Raw genomic sequence first — 20,796 nt, forward strand, 5'->3', positions numbered from 1 at the left:
TGCTCTCCTGCTCAGTGGCGGCCCAGCACGCGGATGACGTCGTCCTCGGCCACCGGCTTGGCGATGAAGCCGTTCATGCCCGCGGCCAGCGCCGCCTGGCGTTCCTGGTCGAGCACGGCGGCGGTGAAGGCGTGGATGGGCAGCTGGGCGGTGGTGGGGTCGGCGCGCAGCAGCGCCGTCGCCTCCAGGCCGTCGACCTTGGGCATGTGCAGGTCCATCAGCACGCCGTCCAGGCGCCCGGCCTGGTCGCGCGCGAGGCGAACTGCCTGCTCGCCGTCCTCGGCCTCGACAACCTCGGCGCCCAGGCGCTGCAGCAGCGCCGTGATGATGAGGCGGTTGACCGGGTTGTCCTCGGCCACCAGCAGGCGCTGGCCGGCCAGCGGGTAGCGCGGCGGCAGCGGGATGCGTTTGCGGGCGGCGGTGTCGTCGATGGTGAGCGCGGTGGGCAGCGCCAGTTCGGCCCAGAAGTTGGAGCCGTTCACGCCGTCGCTCTGCACGCCGACGCGGCCGTCCATGCGGGTGGCCAGCTCGCGGCAGATGGACAGGCCCAGGCCCGTGCCGCCAAAGCGGCGTGTCGTCGAGTCGTCGGCCTGCGCGAAAGGGCGGAAGAGCCTTTCCTGCAGCTCCGCCGACACGCCGATGCCGCTGTCCGCAACCACGATGCGCACGCGGTCATGGTCGGCCCGCGACAGCTTCAGGCGGATGTAGCCCCGCTCGGTGAACTTGAGCGCGTTGACGAGGAAGTTGGCCATGATCTGGCGCACCCGCAGCGGGTCGCCGATGACGAGGCGCGGCACGCCGGGCGCAAGCTCGATCTGCATGTCCAGACCGCGCTCGCGGCCCAGTGCCGCACTGCCCTCGAAGCTGGCCTGGGCCAGCGCATGCAGGTCGAACTCGATCTTCTCCATCTCCAGGTGACCTGCCTCGATCTTGGACAGGTCCAGCACGTTGGAGACGATCTCGTTGAGGGACTCCGCAGCCGCGACGAGATGGGCCAGGTATTGCGGCCGGCGCTCGTCGGGCCCGGCCTGCTGCAGCAGGCGCGCCAGGCCGAGCACGCCGTTCAGCGGTGTGCGGATCTCGTGGCTCATCGTGGCCAGGAAGGCGCTCTTGGCGTGGCTGGCGCCTTCGGCCTGCAGCTTGGCGTCCTGCAGCTCGCGTTCCTGGCGACGGCGCTCGGTGACGTCCTCGGCCACCCATAGCGTTGCGCGGTCGCTGTCCGGGTCGGTGCGGCCTTCGCTGCGGCCCGGCAGCGCGGCCGGCAGGCCACGCGCGTTGAACTGCACGGTGATGCACCGGCCGTCGGGGCGGATGAAGTCGCGCTCGAAGGCCAGCGCGGCGCCCGCGACCTGCTGGGCCGAGGGCAGGCTGGCCTGCGCGTCGGCGAGCTGGGGCTCGGTGCCGCCGAAGATCTCCTGCCAGTGGCGGTTCACGCGTTCGAAGCGCTCGCCGCGCGTCAGCGCGATGCCGACGCTGGCGTGGTCGAGGATGGCCTCGGCCTCGATGCGGGCGAGCTCGCGCTCGGTAATGTCGCGCGCGATCAGCATCGTCGCGGGCTCGCCGTCCCAGTCCAGCGACGCGGCCGACACGAGCAGGTCGCGCCACTGGCCGTCGACGAGGATGGCCGAGCGGAAGTCGCGCACCAGGCCCGACTCGGCCAGCTCGGCAGCCAGCCGCAGCGGCTCGCTGCTGTCGGGCCACAAGCCCAGCTCGCGGCCCGAACGGCCCATCAGCTCATCGCGGCTCAGGCCCACCAGCGTGCAGAAGCCCGAGTTCGCGAAACGGATACGGCCGTCCCCGGCGTGGGCCACGCAGATGGCGTCGGGGCTGGCGCGCAGCACGCGGTCCAGCATGTTGGCCGTGCGCTGGTGCTGCTGCAGCGCCAGGCGCTCGCCGGTGATGTTGTGGCTGACGCCGCGCCAGCCGGTGTGGCGGCCGGCGGCGTCAAACACGGGCTCTCCCGAGCTCAGCGTCCACAGCAGCCGGCCGTCGGGCGCGCGAAAGCCGTTGATGCGGTCGCGGTAGGCGCGCTTGGCGCGGATGTCCTCCAGCAGGGCCTGGTACTCGGCATCGCGCACGAGCATGGCGCCGCCGGGCTCGCCCATGCGCAGGTAGTCCTCGCGCTTGTGGCCCGACAGCGCCTCGAACTCGTCGGAGAGCATCGTCACGCGGAACCTGGCGTCGGCCTCCCAGGCCCAGTTGTGCGCGGCCTGCACGAGGCGCGCCAGGCGGGCTTCCTCGCCGATGGCGCGCCGCAGCGCCGCGCCGAGGATGCGGTTGAGCAGCAGGGCCGAGGCCAGGCCGCCGACGGTGAGCAGCAGGTGGGCGCTGACGCGGCCTTCCAGCGTGGGCTGCACGGCGGCGAGCCGGCCGGGCAGCACGCCCTGGGCCTCGAGCGCGGCCAGCCCGAAGATGGCGACGATGTGCAGCAGGGCCAGCGCGCAGGCCGCGGCGTTGCCGGCCACGCCGCCAGCCACGGCCACCAGCACCGGCCCGGCCGCGAGCGCGAAGGTGTGCACCCCCAGGCCGCCCTGCACGGCGTTGCCGATCAGCACGAGCAGGGTGCCACCAAGCACCAGCGTCATCGCGGCGCGCTGCTGGCCGGCCCGGCGCAGCAGCTCGGCCACGCCACCCAGGCCGAGCAGCATGGCGCCGACGATGACGCGCTGGCTCTCCCAGGGCACACGGCCGCCCATGCTCGCCATGACGATGCCCACCACCAAGGTGATGGCGCCCACGCTGGCGAGGATCCAGACCAGCGTGCGCGCGGCCTTGTCCTGCAGCGCTTCGCGGCCGACGAGGGGGTCAGTCCGCGCTGAAGCCATTGCGTGCGTGGGTACCGTCACAGAAGGGTTTGGTCTGGCTGCCGCCGCAGCGGCACAGCCGCGCCTGCGTGATGCGGCAGACCATGCGGCCGGTGCCACTCAGCACCTCGACGTGGCCGCGCAGCTGCAGCGGGCCGTTGGGCTCGGGCTCGATCTCGACGGCGCCGTCGCGTACCGCGGGCATGTCGGTGGAGAGGCCCAGCATGCCGGTCTCGGGCTCGCCGGTGGCGGCGAAGTGGATGTCGTGGTGGCTGCCGTCGCAGAAGGGCTTGTTCTTGCTCGCGCCGCAGCGGCACAGCGTGGCGCGCATGCCGATGGCCTGGCCGCGCAGCGTGAGCGCACCCCGGATGGCGTAGGGGCCGGACTCGCGCACCGACAGCAGGTTGACCGGCGGCGCGGCTTCGTCGGCCTCACCGTCCTTGCGGCGGTACTGGATGGCGCCGGACGGGCAGGCGTGGGCGATGTCGGCGAGGCGCTCGACCGGCATCGCGTCGGGGTGGAGCCAGGGCCCCTGCACATTGGCGAGGAAGACCTTGGGCGCGCCCGTCACGCAGAAGCGCGCATGGATGCAGCGCTGGGCCTCGAAGCGGAGTTCGAGCTTCTCGCCCTGAACGATCTCGACGCCGTCGACGTTCTCCGTCGGCGGTGCGGGTGGAGGTGGTGCGGCAACGGGCTTGGCGGCGGGCGCCGGGGCCGGCGCGTTCAGGTCCAGCCCGCGCTCGGCGCGTTCGCGCAGCGCCTGCAGTTGGCGCGCGGCGCGGCCGCTGCGGTCGGCGCCCAGCTGGGCATGCAGGCTCGCGGCGGCGTCAGAGAGCTGGCCCAGCCTTTCGATGACGTAGCGCCGCGCCGCCGGGCCCGGCGGCATGCCGGCCGCATCGCGCAGCGCGGTGAAGCTGGCGCCGGCGTGGCAACCGGGGTTGCTGGGGCCGGCTGGCAGACGTGCGGCATGCTCGGCCAGCGGCGTGAAGGCGCGCATCAGGCCGATGCCGAGGTCGACGATGAGGCTCTTCTCGGCCGAGGGGCCGGGCATCAGATAGCTTTGGGCCAGCAGGCGAAGCATCAGGCCGTAGCTGGCGTTGGCCACGTCCACGGTGGCACTGGCGTCGGGGTTCTCCAGCCACACCCGGCCCTCGGGCCGGGGCGGGCGGCGCAGCACCGGGTTGGTGGCGGCCGGCCAGGCGGGCTCGAAAGCCGGGTTGGCCTGGCGCAGCGCGGCCAGCTCGGTGCGGATGGCGGCGAAGCGGTGGTAGTGGGAGCGGTCGCTGTCGGTGGGCGCACCCTCGCCCTGGCGCACGATGGCGTCGAAGGCGGCCAGCGCCGTCTTGGAGCACAGCACATGGCGGGCGCCGCAGAGGTTGAGCTCGTCCGGCCCCAGCTGCAGCCAGCGATCGCCGCTGAAGGCGGCAGCCTCGCCGTGCAGCTCGACGAAGCTGCGCAGGTCCGCGCTGAGCTGCTGGTAGAAGTGGCCCACGGTGTCGTAGTCGCAGGCCATGGGCGTCACGCGCGGCACGTCCGAGCCGCGTGTGAACAGGCGGTCCGCCGCGAAGCCCTCGCCGTCCTGCTCGGTGCTGCCCTCGGGGCGCTCCAGGAAGATGAAGTGCTGCAGCGTCGCCTCGCTGAACGGGGCGAGCTTAACGACCACGCTGGCCGGCAGATAGCCCGGGTCCAGCGGGAAGTTGCCGCGGCCGATGCGCGGTGCGCCGCCCAGGGCGGCCGTGATATTCCAGACCGCGACGAGGTGGCCCATCTCCTCCACGGCGACGGCGGTGATCTCGCGCCGCCAGCGCTCGGTGGCCTCGGCTTCACCCTGCTCGAGGCCCTCGGCCTCGCCCTGCTTCAGGCTGAAGGCCGCGTAGAGATAGGTGCACATCAGGTTGTGCTCCAGCTCGGCGGCCTCATAGAGGCAGTGCAGCAGTTGCTCGCGACTCGGCGGCGCGACCTGGGTGGGAGTCGTCATGGGAGCGCGTCCTGAGGCTGGCTGACTGGCTGCGCGCGACATTAGCACGCAGTCGCGGCCGGAGGCCCCGTGGTTTCTCAGGCCGTGCGCAGGCGCGGCAGCCAGGCCAGCGGATCCAGGCGTGCGGCCGGCGCCTCCACCCAGCGTTGGAAGGGCACGGCCAGGCAGTTGGCCAGCAGCCAGGTGGCCACGAGCAGCAGCATGCCCACGGCCGGCGTCGCATCGGGAAGATGAGCCAGCAGCGCGTTGGTCAGCAGCAGCACCGGGAAGTGCAGCAGGAAGAGGGAGTAGGACGTCGTCGAGCCGCTGGCCAGCTTGGCCGCCCAGGCGGTGGGCACCAGCGGCCGGCCTTCGGCATGGCGCTGCTGCGCCCAGGCCAGGCACAGCGCCGTCAGCAGCGCCAGGGCCAGGCGGTCGCGCCAGTCCAGCATCAGCGCGGCGGCCATGGCCACGGCCAGCAGCAGGAGGCCGGCGCGGCGGTGGCGCCACAGGCCCAGCCAGTGCACCAGCGCGCCCAGGCCGTAGGCCGCGAAGAAATAAGGAGCCCAGGCGTCAAGCTCCGGCTGGCGGTTGAAGACGAAGGCCGAGGCCAGCGCGCCCGCTGCGACGAGCACCGGCCCGACGACCAGCCGGCTCGGGTGCCGCCAGCCGCGCCGCGCCAGCCACAGCAGCCCGACGAGCAGGGCGAACAGCTGCAGGTCGATGGCCACATACCAGGCGCCCACCGTGAGCGCCTCGTAGCCCAGCACGCCGTGCAGCAGCAGTGCGTGGGCGAGGAGCTGGCCCAGGCTGATGTCGGTGGGCACCAGTTCGGGCGAGGAAGAGGCGATCAGGCCCGATGCGCCCAGCGTCAACGCCAGCGCGGCGAGGAAGGGCAGCACCAGGCGCAGATAGCGCCGCCACAGCAGCTCCGGCACGGCGGCCTGCAGGGCCTTGCCGCGCGGCGACAGGCCGCGCGCGCTGAGGAAGCCACCGACGACGAGGAAGATCTGCACCGCCATGCGCCCGTACTGATGCATGGCACCGGCCAGCCACGGCAACACCTCGTGCGCGGCACGGGCGATAGGCCCGTAGCTGACGAGGTGGTGCAGCACGATGGCCTGGGCCGCGAACGCCTTGAGGGCGTCGATGTGGGGCAGGCGGCGGGAAGAGGTAGACATGAGTGGGTACAAAAGGAACGGGCCTGCTCGGCGCAGGCCCGTTGCTTCGGATTGGTGAAATTGTACCGGTGTGCTCCCTGGGAAAACCCCATCGGTTTCAGGTGGTCACCAACACGGCCTCGCGGCTCGTGGCACCGCGCCAACGGCGCTCCAGCCACCACATCGTGGGCAGGTAGGCGGCGACGATGACGAGGGGGATGAGCACCATGCGCTGGGTCGGGAAGGCCCACCACACCGCGAGGATGGCGACCGTGCGCACGAGGGTGTGGGCGGCCGGCACCCAGTGGCCGATGATCCAGCCGAAGGGCAGCCACATCAGCCCGGTCAGGATGCCGACCGTCAGCGGCAGCGAACTGCGGTCCAGGGCGTAGAAGGGCAACGCGATGGCGTAGACCAGCACGGCCTGGGCCACGCCCGTCATGAAAAGGCTGTCGAAGCGGTTCTTCGGCCGCGACTTGTCCATGAAGTTCTCGCCGGTCAGCCTGGACAGCCCCATGCCCAGGTAGACGATGCAGCCGGTGCAGATGAAGAGGGCGATGCACGCCGCCTGCAGCGGCAGCAGCGCGCCGGCCACGCCGACAGCGCCCCAGGCGAGGGTGCCGGCCAGCGGCATGGCCAGGAAACGGCGTTGGCGGAACAGGGAGAGTTCTTGGTCCAGCGTGCTCATCGGGGTCTCCTTGGGAATCGATGGACGCAGTCTGGCCAACGCGGCGCGCCGGGTCAGCGGCCTGGCGACGAATCGACAGCCGGCGCGGTGAACGGCAAGTTCAGCGGAAGAGCCGGCGCAGCCAGTCGCGCAGGCGGCGCAGGCGGCTCGGTGACAGCGTGGGTGCAGGCTCCGCTGCAGGTGCAGCCTGGGCCGGCGGATGCCGCTCCACGAGCGCCGCCTGGAAGCGCGCGAAGAAGTCCTCGGCCAGCTTCTGTGCCGCCAGGTCGACGAGGCGGGAGCCGATCTGGGCCAGCTTGCCGCCGACGCTGGCCGTCACCTCGTAGCTCAGCCGCGTCTGCTGGGCGGACAGCGCTTCCAGCGCGACCATCGCCTGGCCCTTGCCATGCCCGGCCGCGCCGCCCGTGCCCTCGAAGCTGAGGCGGTAGCGCTGCGGTGGCACCAGGTCGGACAGCTGCAGCCTGCCCTTGAACTTGGCCTTGACGGGGCCGATGGACACGGCCATCAGCACGTCGAAGGCGTGCTCGCCCGCCGGCGTGATGGCCTCGCAGCCCGGCACGGCGGCCTGCAGCACCGTGGTGTCGTTCAGCGCGGCCCAGGCCTGGGCCTGGGAGACGGGCAGGGTCTGCTGGCCGGTCAGGTTCATCGTGTCATTCTGACGGCCGGCGGCGGAAAAAGACACGGCCCGCCAGGGCGGGCCTGGCGGGCCGTGCGGTTCGAAGGGCTGGCGCGCGATTACTTGGCGGTGATGACCAACTGGTTGTCGACCGACTTCACGCCTTCGACCGCCTTGGCGATGGCTTCGGCGCGGTCTTTTTCGACCTGGCTGGCGACCTTGCCGGTCAGCTGCACCCAGCCGTCGGCATCGGTCTCGACGTGGACCATGGCCAGCGACGAGACCTTGCTGGTGGCCAGCTGGGTCTTGACCTTGGCGGTGACGAGCGAGTCCTTGACCCAGACCTTGGCGGGGCCGGCGGGCTTGTCCGCGGCATAGCTGGCCAGAGGAGCCGCCAGAGCGCCGATGACAACCAGGGAAGCGAGTTTCGAGATCTTCATAGCAGTTCCTTTCAGCGGAGGCGGTAGCGCCGGATGCGCATCGCCGAAACCGAAATCTAAGCAAGGCTCGGGGTGGCACGCGGCGGACGGTGCGCCGCCCGTGTGTAGGACGGTGGCTTACCGGCCTAACGCGTCCAGCAGCCGGCCGATGCTGTTCAGGTCGTGCACGGGCAGATGGCGAGTCACTTCGGGCAGCAGCGCCTTCACGCCGGCGGCGCGGGGCTCGAAGCCGTCGAAGCGCAGCAACGGGTTCAACCAGATCAGCTCGCGGCAGTTCAGGCGCAGCCGCTCGGCCTCGAAGGCCAGATGTGAGCCGTCCTGCGCATCACGCTCCAGGCCGTCGGTGACGAGCAGCACCGTAGCTGCACCGCCGCCCAGCACGCGGCGCGCCCAATCGCGGTTGAAGGCGTGCAGGCTCTGGCTGATGCGCGTGCCTCCGGCCCAGTCGGGCACGGCGGCGGACACGGCGGCCAGGGCCGCGTCGGGGTCGCGGCTCTTCAGCTGGCGGGTGATGCGTGTGAGGCGGGTGCCGAAGACGAAGGCCTCGACGACGGGCGCGTCACGCAGGCCTGCGCCAGGGTTGAGCAGGCCCTGGGCCAGATGCAGCAGCACGCGCGAGTAGCGGCCCATGGAGCCCGAGATGTCGGCCAGCAGCACCAGCGGCGTGGGGCGGCGGCGGGCGCGTTCGCGCGTGGGCAGCGCGAAGTCGCTGCGGCCTTGTGCACGCAGCGTGGCGCGCCACGCAATGCGGCCCTGGGGAGCGGCCGCGTGGCGGCGCGTGAGCTGCTGTGCCAGGCGCGGTTGCAGCGCCGCCAGGGCGCGGCGCGCGGCAGCCCATTCGGTGGCCGTCATCGTGTCGAAGTCGCGCCGCTGCAGCAGCTCGCGGTTGCCGGCGTCCAGCCGCGCCTCGATGTCGATCTGCTCGGTGCGCGGCTGGAGTTCCTGCGCCGGTGCGGGGAAGAGGGCGTCCGCCAGGCGCCGGTTCTCGGGCGGTGGCGGCGCGGCCGTGCGGCCCTGGGCCTGGGGCAGCAGCAAGGCCATGATGCGGCCGAGCAGATCGGGGTCGCGCCAGAAGACGTGGAAGGCCTGGTCGAACAGCGGCCGGTGCTCGGGGCGGTCGACAAGGCAGGCGGCCAGCGTGGCCTTGAAGTCGGCACGCGAGGCCAGGCCGCCGGCCTCCAGCGCCTGGGTGGCGAGCAGCAGGCGGTCCGTACCCACCGGCAAGCCGGCCGTGCGAAGCACGCGGCCGAAGTGGAGGACGTTCTCGGCCAGCCTGTCCATGGCTTCAGGCCCGGGCGACCTCGCGCATCTCCGTCAGCAGCCGCGCCGCCTCGCTGCCCTGCACGCGGGCGATGTCGTCTTGGTACTTGAGCAGCACGCCCAACGTGGACTGCACGGCGGCGGGGTCGAGGCTGACGGCGTTCAGCTCGACGAGCGCGCGCGACCAGTCCAGCGTTTCGGCCAGGCCGGGCAGCTTGTAGAGGTCGAGCTGGCGCAGCCCCTGCACGAAGGCGACGACCTGGGCGGCCAGGCGCGCGTCGATCTGCGGCAGGCGGGCGCGCACGATGGCCAGCTCGCGCGCGGCGTCCGGGAAGTCCAGCCAGTGGTAGAGGCAGCGGCGCTTGACGGCGTCGTGGACCTCGCGGCTGCGGTTGCTGGTGAGGATGACCAGCGGCGGCGTGGCGGCCGCGATCGTGCCGAGCTCGGGGATGGTGATCTGGAAGTCGGCCAGGAACTCCAGCAGAAAGGCCTCGAAGGGTGCGTCGGCGCGGTCGAGTTCATCGATGAGCAGCACGGGCGCCGGCGTGGTGGTGAGGGCCTGCAGCAGCGGGCGCTCGATGAGGAAGCGGCGCGCGAAGAGTTCGTCCGCCGTGCGCTGGTGTTCACCGGCCTGCGCCAGGCGGATCTCCAGCATCTGGCGCGCGTAGTTCCACTCGTAGGCGGCGGCGGCCAGGTCCAGGCCTTCGTAGCACTGCAGGCGGATCAGCGGCCGTTGCAGCGCCGCGGCCAGCGCGGCGGCAATGGCCGTCTTGCCGGTGCCGGGCGCGCCCTCCAGCAGCAGGGGGCGCGACAGGCGCAGTGCCAGGAAAGCGGCCGTGGCGAGCTCGCGCGAAGGCAGATAGGCCTGGGCCTGCAGGCCGTTGGCAATGGCGTCGATGCTGGCCGGGGCGGGGTCGAGCACGGCGGGCCTCACGTATGAGTGGTTGGCGCAAGTATGCGGCGCGCTGCGGCTGGTTACATCTGCGCGGGAAGGAAACCGGCTCGGGCGGCGTTGTCGGGTTGAAGGGGCTGGATCGGCCAGCCCTCCGACAGAACTCGAGCCGCCCATGAAATCGCCCCTGCTGTTGACCGCCCTGCTGCTGACCACCCTCGCCCAGGCCGAGGAGCCCGCGCCCAACGCCGACAAACGCGCACTCAACCTCGCCGTGCAGCGCGATGGCCAGCGCAACCAGAGCGCCGCCGCTGCCGTCAGCCTGCCGGTGGGGCAGAGCGCCTGGGTGCAGGCCGGCGTCGGCCAGTCGCGCAGCCGTGATGCGGCCAGCGGCATCACGTACAAGCCCAGGCAGGTGTCGGTGGGCGGCGGCGTGGCCGGCAAGGCCTGGCAGGCCAGCGTGAACGCCAGCCAGCGCCGTGATGGCGACGCGCTGCGCCAGACAGACTTGGCCGCGGCGGCGGATTGGCGGCCGGCCGAGGGCGTGAACATCGGTGTGGAAGCCGTCAAGCGCACGGCCCGCGCGCGCGGCACGAGTGCTGGAACGCCGGTTGAGCAGCGGGTCAAGGGGCATGGTGCGGGTGTGCATGGGGCCGTGGCCGTGACGCAGCGCCTGACCGTCTACGGCGCCACGATGCACAACCGCTACAGCACCACCACGACGCAGGCGACGAACGGCGGCGGCCTGCTGGCGGGTGTGCCGCTGCTGGGCAGCCGCGTCAGCGCCGTCAACCGCGACGAAGCGGCGCTGGACCGCAGCCACCAGCTCGGCGTGACCTATCGCGTCAGCGAGAACATCGCCCTGAACGGCGAGCTGCAGCAGGACCGCCTGCATGGCGGCGGCGATCTGCGCAGCGTGCAGATGAAGGCAGCCATCGCGGCCGGCGCGGGCTGGACGCTGACGCCCGGCATCGGCCGCAGCCGCGGGCCCCAGGGCGAGAGCGTGAACTACGGGTTGCTGGGGGCGAGCTACGCGTGGTGAAGCGCCTAAGCTCGGCGCTTTTCCGCATTCAGGAAGCGAGCTATGAACTTCACCAAGATCGTCGGCGTGCTGTTCCTCATCGCCGGCGCCGTCAGTCTGGCCACGGGCGGCTTCAGCTATACCAAGGACAGCACCGTCGTGAAGCTCGGGCCGCTGGAGCTGTCGGCCAAGCAGAAGGAGGAGGTCAACCTGCCGGTGTGGCTGGGCGTGGGCGCGATTGCCGTGGGCGGCCTGCTGCTGGTGTTCGGCGGGCGCAAGGGTTGACCGTGCCCGAGGCCATCCTGCGCTTCTGGTTCGAGGAGATCCAGCCCGCCCAGTGGTGGAAGGTCGACCCGGCTTTCGACGAACTGGTCCGCAGCCGCTTCGGCGCGCTGCATGAACAGGCCAAGCGCTGCGAGCTCTTCGCCTGGCGCACGACACCCGAGGGCCGGCTGGCCGAGGTCATCGTGCTGGACCAGTTCGCCCGCAACATCTTTCGCGGCGCGCCGGGGGCTTTCGCGGCCGATCCGCTGGCGTTGGCGTTGGCCCAGGAAGCCGTCGCGGCCGGTGACGATCTCCAGCTGCCCATCGAGCAGCGAGCCTTCCTCTACATGCCTTTCATGCACAGCGAGTCTGCCGCCATCCACGCGGCGGGGGAGCCGCTGATGAAGGAGCGGGCGCCGCAGCACACGCACGAGTTCGAGCTCAAGCACAAAACAATAGTCGACCGCTTCGGGCGCTACCCGCACCGCAACGCCATCCTCGGCCGCGTGTCGACGCCGGAGGAAGAGGTCTTCCTGATGCAGCCGGGGTCGAGCTTCTAGACGTCGAGCAGATAGACCGTGGCGGCCGCGCGTTCCTCGGCGCTGTGGCCGGCGAGGGCCTTGTCCCACTCCGCACCGCTGGCGCTCGACGATGCCGTGGCGCTGCGCGTCATGACGGCAACCTCCTCGGTGCCGACGTCGAATTCACCCGCCGGCTCGCGGCTGTCGAGAAAGAGCTTGGCAACCGGGCCGGCACCCGACTCGATGACGATCAGGTAACGGGAGACCTTGCGGTGCTCCTGCTGCACATGCCGTGCCGGCATTTCATGACCAAAGCCTTGACTCATCGGGGCTCCTTGCGCAAGTCGAGCCATTGTGCGCCGCCCCTGCGCAGGAGTAACCCTGAAGGCCGTGCTTCGTGGCGCGTGATCCAATCGGGAAAGTGGAACCGATTCCAACAAACGACAGCCAGAGGTCTGGCGGGGATGAGACATGCAGTGCAAACGAGCGATGGCGGCCGTGCTGGCCGTGGGCCTGACGGCTGTGGCCGTGGCGGCTGACCAGCCGGACTTCGGTCCCAACGTCCACATCTTCGACCCGGCAACCCCGGGCCTGCAGCAACGCATCGACGAGGTCTACGCCACCCAGCAGGCCAACCACTTCGGCGCGCGCCGCGATGCCATCCTGCTGCGGCCCGGCACCTACCCCGACCTGCGCATCCCGGTGGGCTTCTTCACCCAGGTGCTGGGCCTGGGCGCGCACCCCGACGATGTCCACGTCATCGGCGACCTGCGCTCCACCGCGCTGCTGGACAACGACAACGCGACGCAGAACTTCTGGCGCGGCGCCGAGAACTTCTCCGTGACGCCGTCGCTGGGCATCGGCAACAACACCATGCAGTGGGCGGTGTCCCAGGCCATCCCGTTCCGGCGCATGCATGTGCGCGGCAACATCCGGCTGAACCAGAACAATGGCTGGGCCAGCGGCGGCTGGTTCTCGGACGTGCGGGTGGACGGCCAGGTCAACTCGGCCACGCAGCAGCAATGGCTGTCGCGCAACAGCGAGTGGGGTAGCTGGACGGGCTCGAACTGGAACATGGTCTTCGTCGGCGTGCCCAACCCGCCGGCGGGCGAGTTCCCGACGCCGGGCCAGCGCTACACCAAGGTCGAGAAGACGCCCTGGGTGCGCGAGAAGCCGTATCTCTTCGTCGACGCCAAGGGCCGGTACGCCGTGCGCGTGCCGGCGCTGCGGCGCGACAGCGTGGGGGTGTCTTGGGCGAACGGCGCTGGGAAGCCTGTCACGGCGCCTGGCAAGACGCTGCCCATCGCACGCTTCTTCATTGCCAGGCCGGGCGACACAGCGGCCGCGATGAACGCCCAACTGGCCGCCGGCAAGCACCTGCTGCTCACACCGGGCGAGTACCTGCTGACCGAGACGCTGCAGGTCAAGCGCCCCGGCACCGTCGTGCTGGGCATCGGCTTCCCGACGCTGCGCTCCGACAACGGCCAGCCCCTGGTGAAGACGGCGGACGTGGACGGGCTGACGATTGCCGGCCTGTTCCTGGATGCGGGCAAGGAGGATTCCGGCGTGCTGATGGAGGTGGCCCCCGCAGGCGCCAAGGCGCGGCACAAGGCCGACCCCATCGTGCTGCACGACGTGTTCTTCCGCATCGGCGGCGCGGCGCCCGGACAGGTCACGACGGCGCTGCGCATCAACGCGCACGACACGCTGGTGGACCACACCTGGCTCTGGCGCGCCGACCATGGCGCCGGCGTCGGCTGGGCGAGCAACCCGTCGGCCCACGGCCTGTGGGTCAACGGCGAGGACGTGACCATCTACGGCCTCTTCGCCGAGCATTTCCAGAAGGAGCAGGTCGTCTGGCAGGGCAACGGCGGGCGGGTCTACTTCTACCAGTCCGAGATCCCGTACGACCCGCCCACGCAGCCGGAGTGGACGAGCGCCACGGGCCGCGGCTACGCGGCCTACAAGGTGGCCGACACGGTGACGCGCCACGAGGCCTGGGGCCTGGGCGTCTACAGCGTGTTCCTGAAGCCCGACGTGGTGCTGGACCGCGCCATCGAGGCACCCAAGGCACCGGGCGTGCGCTTCCACCACATGATCACCGTGTGCCTGGTGGACAAGGGCAGCATCGAGCGCGTCATCAACGACGCCGGCGAGCCGGCGCGCTGCAAGGGCGGCAGCAACACGGTCACGTTGAAGGACTATCCCTGAGCGTTGGGGTGTCGGCCTTGTCTGACAGCGGGTTGCGCCGTTGGACACCGTTTGTCACAAGCTGCCGGCCTTAGCCTGAGCGCACCTCAAAGCCAAGGAGACCGCCATGGGCGCGACCAAGATCATTGCCATCCTGCTGCTCGTCGTTGGCGCGGCCAGCCTCGCGATGGGCGGTTTCAGCTACACCAAGGACACCACCGTCGTGAAGCTCGGCTCGCTCGAGGTCTCGGCCAAGGAGAAGGAGCAGGTCAACGTGCCGGTCTGGCTGGGCGTGGGCGCCATCGCCATCGGCGGCCTGCTGCTGGTGTTCGGTAGCCGCCGCTAGAAAAAAGTCGGGCGCCCGAAGGCGCCCGTTCAAGGTGCTACCGAAGGGTCAAAGGAACACGTTCAGCCGGCCTCTTTCGCGAGGCGCTCTTCGATGCGCGCCTTGACGGCGGGCAGCGCGGCGGGCAGATGGAAGGCGAGCTGGGCAAACAGCTCGTCATGCAGCTTCATCTCGGCCTGCCATTCGGCGGCGTCGATGCGGGTGACGGTTTCGAACTTCTCCTGCGAGAAGTCGAGGCCGTCCCAGTTCAGGTCGGCATAGCCGGGCGACACGCCGAAGACGTGCTCGCTGCCGCCGCCCTGGCCTTCCAAGCGGTCCAGCATCCACTTCAGCACGCGCATGTTCTCGCCGTAGCCGGGCCAGACGAACTTGCCGTCGGCGCCCTTGCGGAACCAGTTGACGCAGTAGATGGCGGGCAGCTTGGCACCCGAGGCCTCGAGCTTGGCGCCCAGATCCAGCCAGTGCTGGAAGTAGTCGGCCATGTTGTAGCCCATGAACGGCAGCATCGCGAACGGGTCACGGCGCACGATGCCCTGCTGGCCGGCGGCTGCGGCAGTGGTTTCACTGCCCATGGTTGCGGCCATGTAGACGCCCTCGGTCCAGTCGCGCGCCTCGGTCACCAGCGGCACGGTCGTCGAGCGGCGGCCGCCGAAGATGAAGGCGTCGATGGCGACACCGGCCGGGTTGTCCCAGTTGGCGTCCAGCGCGGGGTTGTTGGTCGCGCTCACCGTGAAGCGAGCGTTGGGGTGGGCGGCCTTGGCGCCCGTTTCCTTGGCGATGGCCGGCGTCCAGTCCTTGCCCTGCCAGTCGATGGCGTGGGCAGGCGGCGTGTCGCTCATGCCTTCCCACCAGACATCACCGTCGTCGGTCAGCGCCACGTTCGTGAAGATCACGTCGCGCTGCAGGCTGTCCATGCAGTTCGGGTTGGTGTGCGAGTTCGTGCCCGGAGCGACGCCGAAATAGCCGGCCTCGGGGTTGATGGCATACAGCTTGCCGTCGGCGCCCGGCTTGATCCAGGCGATGTCGTCGCCGATGGTCGTGATCTTCCAGCCGTCGAACGCGGCGGGCGGGATCAGCATCGCGAAGTTGGTCTTGCCGCAGGCGCTGGGGAAGGCGGCGGCGACGTGCATCTTCTTGCCGGCAGGGCTTTCAACGCCCAACACCAGCATGTGCTCGGCCAGCCAACCCTGGTCGCGGCCCATGGTCGAGGCGATGCGCAGCGCGAAGCACTTCTTGCCCAGCAGCGCGTTGCCGCCGTAACCCGAGCCATAGCTCCAGATCTCGCGCGTTTCGGGGAAATGGACGATGTACTTGGTCTTGTTGCAGGGCCAGCTCACGTCAGTCTGGTCGGCCTCAAGCGGTGCGCCCACCGTGTGCACGCAGGGCACAAAGTCGCCATCCGTGCCCAGCAGCTCGATGACGGCACGGCCCATGCGCGTCATCGTGCGCATGTTGACGGCCACGTAGGGGCTGTCGCTCAGTTCCACGCCGATGTGGGCGATGGGGCTGCCCAGCGGGCCCATGCTGAAGGGCACCACGTACAGCGTGCGGCCGCGCATGCAGCCCTTGAACAGCGCCTTGTCACCGGTCTGCAGCAGGTCGCGCATCTCGGCTGGGGCCATCCAGTTGTTGGTCGGGCCGGCGTCTTCCTTGTTGGCCGAGCAGATGAAGGTGCGGTCTTCCACGCGGGCGACGTCGCTCGGGTCGGAATTGGCCAGGTAGCTGCCGGGGCGCAGCGCGGGGTTGAGTTTCTTGAAGGTACCGGCCGCGACGAGCTGATCGCACAGGCGCTGGTACTCGTCGGCGCTGCCGTCGCACCAGTAGACGTCGGCGGCTTCGGTGAGGGCCGCGATCTCGGCCACCCAGGCGATCAGCCGGGCGTTCTTGACATAGGCGGGCAGGTTCAGCCGCAGCCCCTGCATGGCGGGTTGGTTCATGGCGAAAGCTCCAATCATGGGAATGTGTTTGGGGCAGCTGGCAAGCTGGCCGAAGCACACCGAACCTGGGGAGGTGGATTGTCGAATCCAATGTAATCACGCCGTAACCACCGAGATCGGTGGGGTCATGCAAAACCGGAATAACGCCATGCTGGCGCGGCTGGGAGGCTCACGGCAGTTGCGAAGGCGTCCTAGGGTTTGCGCGAAGTCAGCGTGAAATTGGCCGCAACTTTTGGGCTCAATTACCGATGTCGGTATGAGTTGCCCAAGGCCCTGGGGCCGGAGTTCTTGCCTCGGGCCTCAGGTTCGCGGCAAGACCGCGGAGCGTTGCGACGCCGTTGGGGCGGGTGTATAAAACCCCGGAACATCACCTTGTCTCACTGATTGCGAGTAACGGGAGGTCACGATGACTCCTCGCATCGACAGGCTGCCGCCGAATGCCCAGAGTGCGCGCGAAACCGGGAGGTTTTGCGGCTCGCACAGCACCAGGTCTTGCCTACGGTTGACGCGCCGCACGGGCGCTCACCAGGTCAAGCCGGCACAGGCTACGCATCCTGAGCCCTGCCTTGAAGCAGGAGAACCGAGCATCCCGGCCTTCCCATAGAGGCCCGGCTTGAGAAGGAGATAGTCATGGAGCTCCAATTGCCTTTGCGCGACTGGACGCGGCGTACGCCCGATTGGACGGCCGCGGTGGTGGCCGGCCTCGCCGCTGGCGCCGTGTTGATGGTGCTGGACCTGCTCTGGCCACTGATGTACGGCGACGGCAACCCCTGGGCCACGTCGCACAAGATCGCCGCGCTGCTGCTGGGCCAGCAGGCCTTGCAGTCATCGGGCTTCGAGTTCGACGTCGTGGCCACCGCGTTGCTGATCCATTACGCGCTGGGCATCTTCTCGGGCCTGGTCATCGGCGCCGCCATCGCCGGTGTGGGCCGCGAACCCGGCCTGGTCATCACGCAGGTGATCGGCTACGTGTTCGGCGTCGTCGTCTACATCGTGAACTTCTACGTGCTGGCGTCGCTGTTCCCGTGGTTCCAGGAAATGCGGGGCGAGGCCACCTTCCTGGGGCAACTGGCGTTCGGGGTCAGCGCTGCGCTGATCTACCGCAAGCTGAGCCGCGCGCCAACGACGACCTGAGCGCCCCCCACCCATCAACGAGGAGCAGCAGCTCATGTGGATGGTCATCGTTCTGCTCGCCATCATCGGCGGCTCGCTGTTGTTCCACTTCATGAGCCCGTGGTGGACGACCGCGCTGGCTTCGAACTGGAAGCAGATGGACGACACGCTGACGATCACGGTCGTCATCACCAGCATCTTCTTCGTCGTCATCAACCTGTTCGTCGTCTACTGCCTGCTGCGCTTTCGCCACCGCGCAGGCCAGCGTGCCGCCTACCAGCCCGAGAACAAACGCCTGGAGCGCTGGCTGATCGGCGTCACGACGGTGGGCATTGCCGCGTTGCTGGCGCCGGGGCTGTCGGTCTACGCGAGCTATGTGAACCCGCCGGCCGACGCGCTGGTGCTCGAGGTGGTCGGCCAGCAGTGGCAATGGCGCTTCCGCTTCATTGGCGAGGCCGGCAAGCTCGGCGCCAGCGACGCCCGTTTCGTCAGCGGCGCAAATCCCCTCGGGCTGGACCCCGACGACGCGGCGGCGCGCGCCAACATCGTGGTCACCGGCAACGAGGTCCACCTGCCGCTGAACGTGCCGGTCAAGGTGCTGGCGCGTTCGCACGACGTGCTGCACGACTTCTTCGTGCCGCCGATGCGCGCGCGCATGAACATCGTGCCCGGCCAGGTGAGCAGCTTCTGGTTCACGCCCACCGTCGCCGGGCGCTACGAGGCCATGTGCGCCCAGCTCTGCGGCATCGGCCACCCCAACATGCGCGGCACCGTGGTGGTGGAGGACGAGGCCGCCTTCAAGGCCTGGCTTGCGACGCAACCCACCTTTGCGGCCACGCTGGCACCGGCTGCACCAGCAGCCCACGCGACCGGCGGCGACCTGATCGCCCTGGGCAAGGCGCTGGCGCAGGGCAAGGGCTGCGTGGGTTGCCACTCGGTGGACGGCAGCGCGGGCGTGGGCCCGACCTGGAAGGGGCTGGCCGGCAGGACGGAGGCCTTCGTTGACGGCTCGACCGCGCTGATGGACGCCGCGGGGTTGAAGCAGGAGATCCGCGATCCGCAGTCGCGCGTGGTCAAGGGCTTTTCGCCGTTGATGCCCAAGCTCGACCTCAAGGACGATGAACTCGACGCGCTGGTCGCGTACATCCAAGCCCAGACCCAGGCCCAGCCCCGTTGAAGACCCAGTGCTTGCGAAGGACTGCCATGGCCCACGACGCTGCCGACGACTCCGATGACGAAGGGCACCACGCGCCCACCACCTTCATCACCAAATACGTCTGGAGCCAGGACCACAAGGTGATTGCCGTGCAGTACGCCAGCACGGCCATCGTCGTGGGCCTGATCGGCGTGCTGCTGTCCAACCTGATGCGGCTGCAGATCGGCTTCCCCGGCCACTTCGCCTTCATCACGCCCGAGCGCTACTACCAGTTCGTCACCATGCACGGAATGATCATGGTGATCTACCTGCTGACGGCGCTCTTCCTCGGCGGCTTCGGCAACTACCTGATCCCGCTGATGGTCGGCTCGCGGGACATGGTGTTCCCCTACATGAACATGCTGAGCTTCTGGGTCTATCTGCTGTCGGTCATCGTGCTGCTGGCCAGCTTCTTCGCGCCCGGCGGCCCCACCGGCGCGGGCTGGACGCTGTACCCGCCCCAGGCCATCCTGCCCGGCACGCCGGGGCATGACTGGGGCATCATCCTGATGCTGGTGTCGCTGGTGATCTTCATCGTCGCGACGACGATGGGGGGACTCAACTACGTCACCACCGTGCTGCAGGCGCGCTGCGAGGGCATGACGCTGCTGCGCATGCCGCTGTCGGTGTGGGGCATCTTCACGGCCACGGTGCTGGCGCTGCTGGCCTTCCCGGCGCTGTTCGTCAGCGGCGTGATGATGCTGCTGGACAAGACGCTGGGCACCAGCTTCTTCATGCCGGCCCTGGTGTCGATGGGGCAGCTGGCCGGCTACAAGGGCGGCACCCCGCTGCTGTTCCAGCACCTGTTCTGGTTCTTCGGCCACCCCGAGGTCTACATCGTCGCCCTGCCGGCCTTCGGCATCGTGTCCGACCTGATCAGCGTGCATGCGCGCAAGGCCATCTTCGGCTACCGCATGATGGTGTGGGCCATCGTCATCATCGGCGCGCTGAGCTTCGTCGTCTGGGCCCACCACATGTTCGTCAGCGGCATGAACCCGTGGTTTGGCTTCTTCTTCGCCACCAGCACGCTGATCATCGCGGTGCCCACCGCCATCAAGGTCTACAACTGGGTGCTGACGCTGTGGCGCGGCGACATCCATCTGTCGGTGCCCATGCTGTTCACGCTGGCCTTCATCCTGACCTTCCTGTCGGGCGGGCTGACCGGCCTCTTCCTCGGCAATGTCAGCGTCGACATCCCGCTGTCGGGCACCTACTTCGTCGTCGCCCACTTCCACATGGTCATGGGCGTGGCGCCGCTGCTGGTGGTGTTCGGCGCCATCTATCACTGGTTCCCCAAGGTCACCGGCCGCATGCTGGACGACAGGCTCGGCCACCTGCACTTCTGGGTCACCTTCATCGGCACCTATCTGATCTATTTCCCGATGCACTACCTCGGCATGATCGGCATGCCACGGCGCTACTACAACTTCGATGGCTACCAGTTCATCCCGCAGTCGGCCCATGACCTGAACGCGTTCATCACCGTCGTCGCGTTGGTCGTCGGCGCTGCGCAGCTGGTGTACGTCTTCAACCTGGTGTGGAGCACCTTCCGCGGCCGCGTGGCCGACCCCAACCCCTGGCGCGCCGCGTCGCTGGAATGGTTCACGCCGCAGACGCCGCCGGTGCACGGCAACTGGGGGCCGCGGCTGCCGGTGGTGCACCGCTGGGCCTATGCCTACAGCGTGCCCGGCGCGGCCGAGGACTTCATTCCGCAGAACGCACCGCTGGCGGCCGGCGGGCTCGAACCCGAAGCGGACCACGCCGCGAGCACACCAACAGCCTCGAAGGGAGCGCCCGCATGACTGCCGCCGCCCTGACCCCACCGGTGGCGCTGCGCCTGCGACCGGGCGCGGCCCAGAGCATCGGCCTGTGGGCTTTCATGGGCGTCGCGACGGCGCTGTTCTCGCTGTTCGGTGTGGCCTATGTGATGCGGCTGAGCGCCAGCGACGCCACCGCCATCGGCATGCCCTGGCAGCTCTGGCTCAGCACCGCCTGGTTGCTGGCGGGCAGCGTGGCGCTGCAGCGGGCTGCGTGGCGCGCGCAGCGTGGCCTGGCGGCGCGGGCGCCGCTGCTGGCCGGTGGTGCCTGCGCGCTGGCCTTCGTGGCAACGCAGGGCTGGGCCTGGCAGGCATTGCTCGGCGCCAAGGTGTCGTTCGCCGGCAATCCGGCCGGCAGTTTCTTCTTCGTGCTGACGGCCCTGCATGCGCTGCACGTGGCCGGCGGCCTGGTGGCCTGGGCGTGGGTGCAGCGCTCTCCCGAGCCGGCGGCCTGGCGCATCGCGCTGTGCGCGCGCTACTGGCACTTCCTGCTGTTCGTCTGGGTCGCGCTGTTCGCCATGCTGCGCTTCATCGACCCCGCCATCGCCGCCCAGATCTGCGGCACCCGCTGAGGA

19 protein-coding genes are annotated in these 20,796 nt (G+C 69.7%); 9 read left to right on the plus strand and 10 right to left on the minus strand.

All coding sequences use genetic code 11. From position 1 onward, the window contains the following. Positions 1 to 11 precede the first annotated feature (11 nt). The 8 genes from AC07V5_RS05315 to AC07V5_RS05350 all read right to left on the minus strand — a co-directional run bounded on the left by AC07V5_RS05315 (position 12) and on the right by AC07V5_RS05350 (position 9,847). Positions 12 to 2,825 (minus strand): PAS domain-containing hybrid sensor histidine kinase/response regulator, encoded by a 2,814-nt coding sequence (locus tag AC07V5_RS05315; RefSeq protein WP_495114575.1) that lies wholly within the window; start codon positions 2,823 to 2,825, stop codon positions 12 to 14. Further along, positions 2,806 to 4,782 carry a ferritin-like domain-containing protein gene (locus AC07V5_RS05320; RefSeq protein WP_495114576.1) on the minus strand — a complete coding sequence of 659 codons (1,977 nt, stop codon included), beginning with the start codon at positions 4,780 to 4,782 and terminating at the stop codon, positions 2,806 to 2,808. The genes AC07V5_RS05315 and AC07V5_RS05320 overlap by 20 nt, the downstream gene beginning before the upstream one ends. 77 nt (positions 4,783 to 4,859) lie before the next feature. Next, complete coding sequence (locus tag AC07V5_RS05325) at positions 4,860 to 5,942, minus strand: acyltransferase family protein (protein ID WP_495114577.1); 1,083 nt, start codon at positions 5,940 to 5,942, stop codon at positions 4,860 to 4,862. 97 nt (positions 5,943 to 6,039) lie between these two features. After that, on the minus strand, positions 6,040 to 6,609 hold the full coding sequence (locus AC07V5_RS05330; protein ID WP_495114578.1) for a DUF7010 family protein: 570 nt from the start codon (positions 6,607 to 6,609) through the stop codon (positions 6,040 to 6,042). Positions 6,610 to 6,709: 100 nt separating this feature from the next. After that, the gene (locus AC07V5_RS05335; protein WP_495114579.1) at positions 6,710 to 7,255 is read right to left on the minus strand and encodes an SRPBCC family protein; all 546 of its coding nucleotides are present in this window, start codon (positions 7,253 to 7,255) and stop codon (positions 6,710 to 6,712) included. An 89-nt stretch (positions 7,256 to 7,344) separates the two neighbouring features. Then, on the minus strand, positions 7,345 to 7,665 hold the full coding sequence (locus AC07V5_RS05340; RefSeq protein ID WP_495114580.1) for a BON domain-containing protein: 321 nt from the start codon (positions 7,663 to 7,665) through the stop codon (positions 7,345 to 7,347). A gap of 117 nt (positions 7,666 to 7,782) precedes the next feature. Further along, complete coding sequence (locus AC07V5_RS05345) at positions 7,783 to 8,946, minus strand: vWA domain-containing protein (protein ID WP_495114581.1); 1,164 nt, start codon at positions 8,944 to 8,946, stop codon at positions 7,783 to 7,785. 4 nt (positions 8,947 to 8,950) lie between these two features. Beyond that, on the minus strand, positions 8,951 to 9,847 hold the full coding sequence (locus tag AC07V5_RS05350; protein ID WP_495114582.1) for an AAA family ATPase: 897 nt from the start codon (positions 9,845 to 9,847) through the stop codon (positions 8,951 to 8,953). A gap of 145 nt (positions 9,848 to 9,992) precedes the next feature. Here AC07V5_RS05350 and AC07V5_RS05355 point away from each other — a divergent pair, with 145 nt between their 5' ends. Genes AC07V5_RS05355 through AC07V5_RS05365 form a run of 3 tightly spaced genes read left to right on the plus strand, consistent with a single transcriptional unit; the run spans position 9,993 to position 11,662 of the window. Continuing rightward, the gene (locus tag AC07V5_RS05355; RefSeq protein WP_495114583.1) at positions 9,993 to 10,859 is read left to right on the plus strand and encodes a hypothetical protein; all 867 of its coding nucleotides are present in this window, start codon (positions 9,993 to 9,995) and stop codon (positions 10,857 to 10,859) included. A 42-nt stretch (positions 10,860 to 10,901) separates the two neighbouring features. Beyond that, entirely contained in the window at positions 10,902 to 11,123 is a 222-nt protein-coding gene (locus AC07V5_RS05360) for a hypothetical protein (RefSeq protein WP_495114584.1), read from the plus strand. Positions 11,124 to 11,125: 2 nt separating this feature from the next. Beyond that, positions 11,126 to 11,662, plus strand: coding sequence for a DUF924 family protein (locus AC07V5_RS05365; RefSeq protein ID WP_495114585.1), 537 nt, complete (start codon positions 11,126 to 11,128; stop codon positions 11,660 to 11,662). Here the strand turns inward: AC07V5_RS05365 and AC07V5_RS05370 are convergent. Next, the gene (locus AC07V5_RS05370; protein ID WP_495114586.1) at positions 11,659 to 11,949 is read right to left on the minus strand and encodes a hypothetical protein; all 291 of its coding nucleotides are present in this window, start codon (positions 11,947 to 11,949) and stop codon (positions 11,659 to 11,661) included. The two genes, AC07V5_RS05365 and AC07V5_RS05370, sit on opposite strands and share 4 nt — an antisense overlap. Positions 11,950 to 12,094: 145 nt before the next feature. Between AC07V5_RS05370 and AC07V5_RS05375 the strand changes: the two genes are divergently transcribed. Further along, complete coding sequence (locus AC07V5_RS05375) at positions 12,095 to 13,834, plus strand: pectate lyase-like domain-containing protein (RefSeq protein WP_495114587.1); 1,740 nt, start codon at positions 12,095 to 12,097, stop codon at positions 13,832 to 13,834. Positions 13,835 to 13,940: 106 nt separating this feature from the next. After that, entirely contained in the window at positions 13,941 to 14,159 is a 219-nt protein-coding gene (locus tag AC07V5_RS05380; RefSeq protein ID WP_495114588.1) for a hypothetical protein, read from the plus strand. 62 nt (positions 14,160 to 14,221) lie between these two features. Here the strand turns inward: AC07V5_RS05380 and AC07V5_RS05385 are convergent, their stop codons facing one another. Further along, positions 14,222 to 16,096: a phosphoenolpyruvate carboxykinase (GTP) gene (locus AC07V5_RS05385; protein WP_495114589.1), complete on the minus strand. Its 1,875-nt coding sequence runs from the start codon at positions 16,094 to 16,096 to the stop codon at positions 14,222 to 14,224. Between the two features lie 630 nt (positions 16,097 to 16,726). Here AC07V5_RS05385 and AC07V5_RS05390 point away from each other — a divergent pair. From AC07V5_RS05390 to AC07V5_RS05405, 4 genes are read left to right on the plus strand one after another with little or no spacing between them, the layout of a single operon-like run. Next, positions 16,727 to 17,230 carry a hypothetical protein gene (locus AC07V5_RS05390; RefSeq protein WP_495114590.1) on the plus strand — a complete coding sequence of 168 codons (504 nt, stop codon included), beginning with the start codon at positions 16,727 to 16,729 and terminating at the stop codon, positions 17,228 to 17,230. A gap of 34 nt (positions 17,231 to 17,264) precedes the next feature. After that, positions 17,265 to 18,386 carry a c-type cytochrome gene (locus AC07V5_RS05395; protein ID WP_495114591.1) on the plus strand — a complete coding sequence of 374 codons (1,122 nt, stop codon included), beginning with the start codon at positions 17,265 to 17,267 and terminating at the stop codon, positions 18,384 to 18,386. Positions 18,387 to 18,412: 26 nt separating this feature from the next. After that, positions 18,413 to 20,206 carry a cytochrome c oxidase subunit I gene (locus AC07V5_RS05400; RefSeq protein WP_495114592.1) on the plus strand — a complete coding sequence of 598 codons (1,794 nt, stop codon included), beginning with the start codon at positions 18,413 to 18,415 and terminating at the stop codon, positions 20,204 to 20,206. After that, positions 20,203 to 20,793, plus strand: a complete 591-nt coding sequence (locus AC07V5_RS05405; RefSeq protein ID WP_495114593.1) for a cytochrome c oxidase subunit 3 family protein — start codon at positions 20,203 to 20,205, stop codon at positions 20,791 to 20,793. The genes AC07V5_RS05400 and AC07V5_RS05405 overlap by 4 nt, the downstream gene beginning before the upstream one ends. Positions 20,794 to 20,796: the final 3 nt, after the last annotated feature.

The sequence above is a fragment of the Roseateles sp. GW821-FHT02E12 genome (assembly GCF_059421665.1).

Excerpts from the sequence above, each read along its gene's own strand:
- AC07V5_RS05315 (WP_495114575.1), bottom strand. The coding sequence starts at position 2,825 with ATGGCTTCAGCGCGGACTGACCCCCTCGTCGGCCGCGAAGCGCTGCAG.
- AC07V5_RS05320 (WP_495114576.1), bottom strand. The coding sequence starts at position 4,782 with ATGACGACTCCCACCCAGGTCGCGCCGCCGAGTCGCGAGCAACTGCTG.
- AC07V5_RS05325 (WP_495114577.1), bottom strand. The coding sequence starts at position 5,942 with ATGTCTACCTCTTCCCGCCGCCTGCCCCACATCGACGCCCTCAAGGCG.
- AC07V5_RS05330 (WP_495114578.1), bottom strand. The coding sequence starts at position 6,609 with ATGAGCACGCTGGACCAAGAACTCTCCCTGTTCCGCCAACGCCGTTTC.
- AC07V5_RS05335 (WP_495114579.1), bottom strand. The coding sequence starts at position 7,255 with ATGAACCTGACCGGCCAGCAGACCCTGCCCGTCTCCCAGGCCCAGGCC.
- AC07V5_RS05340 (WP_495114580.1), bottom strand. The coding sequence starts at position 7,665 with ATGAAGATCTCGAAACTCGCTTCCCTGGTTGTCATCGGCGCTCTGGCG.
- AC07V5_RS05345 (WP_495114581.1), bottom strand. The coding sequence starts at position 8,946 with ATGGACAGGCTGGCCGAGAACGTCCTCCACTTCGGCCGCGTGCTTCGC.
- AC07V5_RS05355 (WP_495114583.1), top strand. The coding sequence starts at position 9,993 with ATGAAATCGCCCCTGCTGTTGACCGCCCTGCTGCTGACCACCCTCGCC.
- AC07V5_RS05360 (WP_495114584.1), top strand. The coding sequence starts at position 10,902 with ATGAACTTCACCAAGATCGTCGGCGTGCTGTTCCTCATCGCCGGCGCC.
- AC07V5_RS05370 (WP_495114586.1), bottom strand. The coding sequence starts at position 11,949 with ATGAGTCAAGGCTTTGGTCATGAAATGCCGGCACGGCATGTGCAGCAG.
- AC07V5_RS05375 (WP_495114587.1), top strand. The coding sequence starts at position 12,095 with ATGCAGTGCAAACGAGCGATGGCGGCCGTGCTGGCCGTGGGCCTGACG.
- AC07V5_RS05380 (WP_495114588.1), top strand. The coding sequence starts at position 13,941 with ATGGGCGCGACCAAGATCATTGCCATCCTGCTGCTCGTCGTTGGCGCG.
- AC07V5_RS05385 (WP_495114589.1), bottom strand. The coding sequence starts at position 16,096 with ATGAACCAACCCGCCATGCAGGGGCTGCGGCTGAACCTGCCCGCCTAT.
- AC07V5_RS05390 (WP_495114590.1), top strand. The coding sequence starts at position 16,727 with ATGGAGCTCCAATTGCCTTTGCGCGACTGGACGCGGCGTACGCCCGAT.
- AC07V5_RS05395 (WP_495114591.1), top strand. The coding sequence starts at position 17,265 with ATGTGGATGGTCATCGTTCTGCTCGCCATCATCGGCGGCTCGCTGTTG.
- AC07V5_RS05400 (WP_495114592.1), top strand. The coding sequence starts at position 18,413 with ATGGCCCACGACGCTGCCGACGACTCCGATGACGAAGGGCACCACGCG.
- AC07V5_RS05405 (WP_495114593.1), top strand. The coding sequence starts at position 20,203 with ATGACTGCCGCCGCCCTGACCCCACCGGTGGCGCTGCGCCTGCGACCG.